Origin of the sequence: Aquimonas sp., from assembly GCF_044377145.1 — a bacterium.
GTDB lineage: Bacteria > Pseudomonadota > Gammaproteobacteria > Xanthomonadales > Xanthomonadaceae > Aquimonas.
Window position 1 is genome coordinate 1 of sequence record NZ_JBILJQ010000139.1, and the last position, 5,713, is coordinate 5,713.

Annotated in this window: 5 protein-coding genes and 1 pseudogene; all 6 read left to right on the top strand. The window is 65.6% G+C overall.

The window, feature by feature from the left end:
* Positions 1–418, top strand: a 418-nt coding sequence (locus ACIQ7H_RS21570) for an IS1634 family transposase (RefSeq protein WP_395795451.1), incomplete at its 5' end; no start/stop codon positions are given.
* Positions 419–497: 79 nt separating this feature from the next.
* A complete protein-coding gene (tnpC, locus tag ACIQ7H_RS21575; protein WP_395795459.1) occupies positions 498–1,739 on the top strand; it encodes an IS66 family transposase in 1,242 nt (413 codons plus the stop codon).
* A 25-nt stretch (positions 1,740–1,764) separates the two neighbouring features.
* Positions 1,765–2,349, top strand: a pseudogene (locus ACIQ7H_RS21580) (IS3 family transposase); the annotation flags it as partial.
* Positions 2,350–3,139: 790 nt separating this feature from the next.
* Positions 3,140–3,835 (top strand): MotA/TolQ/ExbB proton channel family protein, encoded by a 696-nt coding sequence (locus ACIQ7H_RS21585; RefSeq protein WP_395795453.1) that lies wholly within the window; start codon positions 3,140–3,142, stop codon positions 3,833–3,835.
* Positions 3,825–4,253, top strand: a complete 429-nt coding sequence (locus ACIQ7H_RS21590; protein ID WP_395795455.1) for an ExbD/TolR family protein — start codon at positions 3,825–3,827, stop codon at positions 4,251–4,253. The genes ACIQ7H_RS21585 and ACIQ7H_RS21590 overlap by 11 nt, the downstream gene beginning before the upstream one ends.
* A gap of 1 nt (position 4,254) precedes the next feature.
* Positions 4,255–5,463, top strand: coding sequence for a hypothetical protein (locus tag ACIQ7H_RS21595; RefSeq protein ID WP_395795457.1), 1,209 nt, complete (start codon positions 4,255–4,257; stop codon positions 5,461–5,463).
* The last annotated feature ends 250 nt before the right edge of the window (positions 5,464–5,713 follow it).

A 5,713-nucleotide genomic window follows, 5' to 3' on the forward strand; every position in this document is an offset into this window, starting at 1 on the left:
ACTGGATGAAGAGGCACTCAGCCATGCCGAGCGCGTCGACGGCAAGCTGGTGCTGCTGACCAGCGTCGCCGACTTCAGCCCGCAACAGATCGTCGAACGCTACAAGGCACTGGCCGACATCGAGCGCGGATTCCGGGTGCTCAAGAGCGATATCGAGATCGCACCGGTCTACCACCGGCTGCCCGAGCGCATCCGCGCCCACGGCCTGATCTGTTTTCTCGCCCTGCTGCTGCACCGGGTGATGCGGCAACGCCTGAAAGCCAACGGCAGCCCGCACAGCCCAAGCACCGCCTTGGAGCTGCTGCGGCGCATCCAGCAGCACCGCGCCACCCTCGCCGAGCGCAGCTACACCGGCGTCAGCAAAACCTCACCGGAGCAGCTCAGCCTGTTCGAAGCCCTCAACCTCCGCGCCCCGTGACGCTGTAGTGGCATTTTTTCGCCTGCAGGGGCAGGCATATCAATCACTTGCGTGATTAGGTGCGGAACTTGGGGAGCACCTGCCGCGCATCACCACGGTGCACGACCCCGAGCACTGCACCTGCGCTCAATGCCACGCCGACCTGGTCAAGTTCGGCGAGCACGTCAGCGAGAAGCTGGCCTACACCCCGGCCAAATTCCACGTCGAGCGCCACGTCTACCCGCAGTACGCCTGCCGCGCCTGCGAAACCGTGGTGGCCGTGCCGGTGCTGCCTGCGATCATCGACCGCGGCGTACCCGCGGTCTCGCTGTTGGCGCAGGTGATCATCGCCAAATACAGCGACCACCTGCCGCTGTATCGGCAGCAGGCGATCTACGCCCGCGCCGGGGTTGAACTGCCATGCAGCACCCTGGCCGACTGGGTCGGTGCGGTCGGCGTGGCCGTGCAGCCGCTGGTCGATCGCCTGCGCGAGAAACTGCACCAGCAGGCCTGCCTGCACGCCGACGAAACCCCCGTCGCCACCCTCGATCCGGGCACCGGCAAAACCCGCCAGAGCTACTTCTTTGCCTACCGCAGCACCGCCGGGCCGCCGATCATTGTGTTCGACTACACAACAAGTCGCAGCGGCAGCCATGCCCGTGAATTTCTCGGCGGATGGCGCGGCGCGCTGATGGTCGACGACTATGGCGGTTACAAGGCGCTGTTCAACGCGGGCGTGACCGAGCTCGCGTGCTGGGTGCACGTGCGGCGCAAGTTTGTCGAGGCCGCCAAAGCGAGCGGCAGCCCACTCGCGCACGAAGCCGTCGAGCGCATCGGCGCGCTGTACCGCATCGAAGCCGCGGCCCGCGAACAGGGCCTGCGCGGCGAAGCGCTGCACGCCCATCGCAACGCTCACGCCACGCCGGTGCTCACGGCTCTGCACGACTGGCTGCAAACGCAGAGCCTCGCAACGCTGCCGAGCAGCGGTGTGGGCAACGCCGTGAACCACGCCCTGAAGCGCTGGCCGGCGCTGCTGCGCTACCTCGACAACGGCGAGCGCCCGATCGACAACAACCCGATCGAAAATGCGATCCGCCCGATCACGCTCGGCCGAAAGAACTGGCTGTTCATCGGCGCCACCCGCGCCGGCGAACGCGCCGCCGCGATCATGAGCCTGCTGGCCACCGCCAAAGCCAACGGCCTGTGCCCGCACACCTGGCTCAGCGATGTACTGGCGCGACTGCCAACCACGCTCAATCGCGATATCGATCAGCTGCTGCCGATTGAGGGATGGACGCCGGTAAGCACGTCAGACCCAGCACAGAGCGAACGGCTGGGGTAGGTGTCTTTGGCGGACGCTTACAATGTTCCGACTCTGGCGGCAGGCTAGGCTGCAGGTGCCGAAGAAGCGGCCGCGGCCGTTGCCGGCGAGCAGACCGAACCAGGTTTGGGCCTACGACTTCGTGTTCGACGCCCGCGCCAACGGCCAAAGCCTGAAGTGCTTGGTGGTCACCGACGAGTGGACGCATGCGGCGCTGGCGATCGACGTGCAGGGCAGCCTGCGCTCTCGGCGCGTGATCGAAGTGTTGTTCCAGCTGGTGAGCGAACACGGCGCACCGCGCTACCTGCGCTCGGACAACGGTCCAGAGTTCGTCAGCCACGCCGTGCTGAAGTGGCTGCAGCAGTAAGGCATCGAAACCGCCCACATCGAACCCGGCAAGCCTTGGCAGAATGGCACCGCCGAGAGCTTGAACGGCAAGTTCCGCTACGAGTGCCTGAGCATGGAGTGGTTCCGCAGCCGCGCCGAAGCACGGGTGATCATCGAAAGCTGGCGCCGCCACTACAACGAAGATCGCCCACACTCGAGCCTCGGGTACCGGACCCCGAAGCAGTTCAAGGACGAACATAAGCAACAGACCGAAGCATCAACCCAACGAGCCTCCCTCAACTAATCGGTGGTCCTCAAAAAGCTGGCAGGTCAGGAGCTTACGGCAGCAGCTGCCGCCACCAGCGCAGCCGCCACTGCACGAACACCCGCCGCGGGATGCCATAGATCCGAAGGCACTCCTACTGGCTCAGATCACTGCGCACTTGCGAACGCACATGCGACTGCCAACGCCATGATTCCGAGCACGACATCTCGATTGACCTCCGCCTGAGAATGTGGCGAGGAGGATCGACACAATCAAATCAGGGCAGAAGATGAGGTGGCCGTGCGCTTACATATCGGCCGCTTCGATTGCCACGCGGTCTACAGGCTGACCTTGAATAGGAACCGGCGCTGACCGGCTGGGTTGGGTTCGCTGCGTTCAAGAATCTAAGGGGCGACAGTGCATCGTCGACCGCACCCGCGGTATCCTGTTCAACAATCCGTGCCACTTTGCGCACAGCGCGCACAGCGCGCACATCGCCTGGCAGTCGCTGCTGAGTGGGCGAGGCCAGTCTGCATCATGTTATCGGCGCACCTTTGGTGTGCCTTGCGGCCGCGTATGTAGTGGCGAGCTGCGGGAGTGCTGCGGGTGAGCCCCTACTTCGATCGAGAAGGGATGGGCGAGAGGCGCACGCAGGAGTATCCGGTGCTCGACGCCGATCAGATTAGCTAAGCTCCTACATCCCGATGTCGGCCGGAGTCTTCGAATGCCAGGGTCAATCTGCAGCCTGAACTCGCGTTGTTCCCCTGCCGCTCCAATATCGGAACCCGAGACGTCGACGCCCGCACGGAGAACGCCCGGGGGACTGCGCTTGCGTGTTGCGCTGCTGGCAGCGCCTGCCTGCACGCTTGCGTTTCCCGCGTACGCCGCCGCGCCGATTGATCCCTTCGCACTGGCCGCCCAGGGCGGCTGGACCATGCTGCTGATCCTGCTGGCCTCGGTGCTGATGCTGGCGATCTCGATCGAGCGCCTGCTCCGCCTTGGACGCGAAAGGGTCATGCCCGACGCGCTGCTGTGGCAAGTGCGCGGCTTGCTGGGGCCGCATCAGCGGGGCGAACTGGAAGCGCGTCTGAAGTCGCAGCCCAGCACTCTGGCGCGTGTGCTGTCGGCCGCCTTGGCGCGGCCACACGCAAGCCATACCGAACGGGAGGCCAGCGCTAGCGCCCTGGCCTCCCGGGAGCTTCGCGAGCACCTGCGACGCATCCAGCCGCTGGCGGTGATCGCCGGCGTCTGCCCGATTCTGGGCCTGCTGGGCACCGTCATCGGGATGATCGAATCCTTCCACGCGATCTCCAGCAGCGGTGCGATGGGCGATCCGGCCGTGCTTGCCGGCGGCATTTCCAAGGCCCTGGTCACCACCGCCGCGGGTTTGATGGTGGCCCTGCCTGCGCTGGGTCTCTACCACGGGTTCCGCTACCGCATCCACGCCTACGCCGCCGAGCTGGAGCAGCGCGTCGGCGCCTTCCTCGACGAACTGCCGAACGTCGAGGGCGTGCGTGCAGATTGACCTCGGCGACGACGAAGCGCCCGAGCTCAGTCTGGTCGCCCTGATCGACTGCGTGTTCTTCCTGCTGCTGTTCTTCATGGTGACCACCACCTTCAAGAAGTCGGAGGAAATGCAGGCGCTGCGCAGCATTCCGCTCAGCCTTCCGCAGGCGGATGTCAGTTTCGATCGATCAGAAGCGATCGAAGCCGAGCTCGTGATTGCCATCGATGCTCGCGGCGCGCTGTACCTGGACGGACAACCGGCCGGGGTCGAAGCCTTCCACCGCAGACTGCGCACCTTGGCGCAGCAGCGCCCGGACGCGCACATCCGAATCGACGCCGACCGCGCGGCGAGCTATCCGAGCGTGATCCGCGTGCTCGATCGCTGCGCGCTGGAGGGGCTGCGCAACGTCGCTCTGCGTGTCGACCACGCGCCCTGAGATGCCTCCCGCCGCGCGCTATCCGTGGGAGCAGACGCAGCCTTGGTGGAGACGCCCTGGCTCGGCGCTGAAGCTGTCGCTGCTCGTGCACTCGGTGCTGCTGGCTGCGCTGTACCTCTTCGGCAGCTACCGGCCCGCGCAGCGGGCGGTCGAGGCCCGTACCGCCCAGTCGCTATCGGACACGCTCAAACAGGCCGCCGAAATCCGCCTGCAGGCACTGGAAGATCTGGAACGCGAGCTGGCCAAGCAGCCGGACGCAACCGAGGTCAAGGACCAGGGCGACAGTGCAGAGCGCAGGCAGGCCCTGCAGGAGGAGCTGCGTGCCGCCATCGAGCAGGCAAAGCGCCTGATCGAAGAAGCCGAGGCTGCGCCCGATCCGTCGACAGAACAGACCGCGGACGCTCCCTTGGACCGCACAGAGTCGCTGGCCCAACTCGCACAGTCCGCCGACGCTGTTCGCGAGGCGCTATTGAAAGCACGCTCGGACAAAGCGGGCGTCGGCGAGTCTGAAGCAGGCGCGGGTGTCGCCTTGTTCGATTCAGCCGGGGGAGAGCTGCTGCAGTTCGCGCGGGAAATGCGCGTGCAGGCGGACTTGAGTCGCCACCGCGAGCAACCCATGCAGTTCGACGGCGCACGGCCGCCGCTTGCGCTTGACCATCAACCGCTGCAGCAGGCGAGGGGACTGTCGATCGGCGCCGGCGGCACCTACGCCAACCGCCTGTACCTCGATCGCTGGCATGTCATCGGCCCGTTCGAGCCCGGCATCGGGGCGCCGCTGCAGCGCGCCCATCCACCGGAGTGGGCCGTGGCCCTGGACCGCCAATACGAGGGCAAAGGCGGTCGGCTGCTGCAGTGGCGCTATCTGCATTCGCGGCTCTACCCGCTGTACCTGCCCGACGCCGAGTACTACGGCGTCTACTACGGCTACACCGAGATCGAGCTCGATCGCGATCGCGAGCTGTGGGTCTGGGTCGGCGCAGACGACCACGCGAAACTGTGGGTCAATGACCGTCTGGTCTGGGACGGGGGCGACAACAACAAGGCCTGGTTCTACGAGGACGTTCGCGGCCTCCGGCGGGAAATCGCCGACTGGAACTTGAGCGAGACGAGAATTCTCTGGCCCTTCCGTAAGGGCCGGAACCGTATGCTGTTCAAGCTGCACAACGGCCTGGGCACGATGTTCGTATCGGTGGTGCTTTCTCCGCCCTGAGGGCAAGAGGCCTCCTGGCTACCCATATGCCTCAGCCATGGTTGCGAGCCGGTAGGGCAGAGGAAGTCTGGCCAAGGCTGCGCGCGCGAGCCGTTCGAGCATCCTGTTGTTCCGGAAGCGGGGTTATAGAGCCGGCGCCAATTATCCGTGAACTTCAAGCGCCGCCAGCGGTCAAGGTTTCGGTCTTGGATCGGAGGTGTGGCAAATGGAAGCAGTTGACGGTCGGAGCTTGAGTCGAGACGCGCTGCAC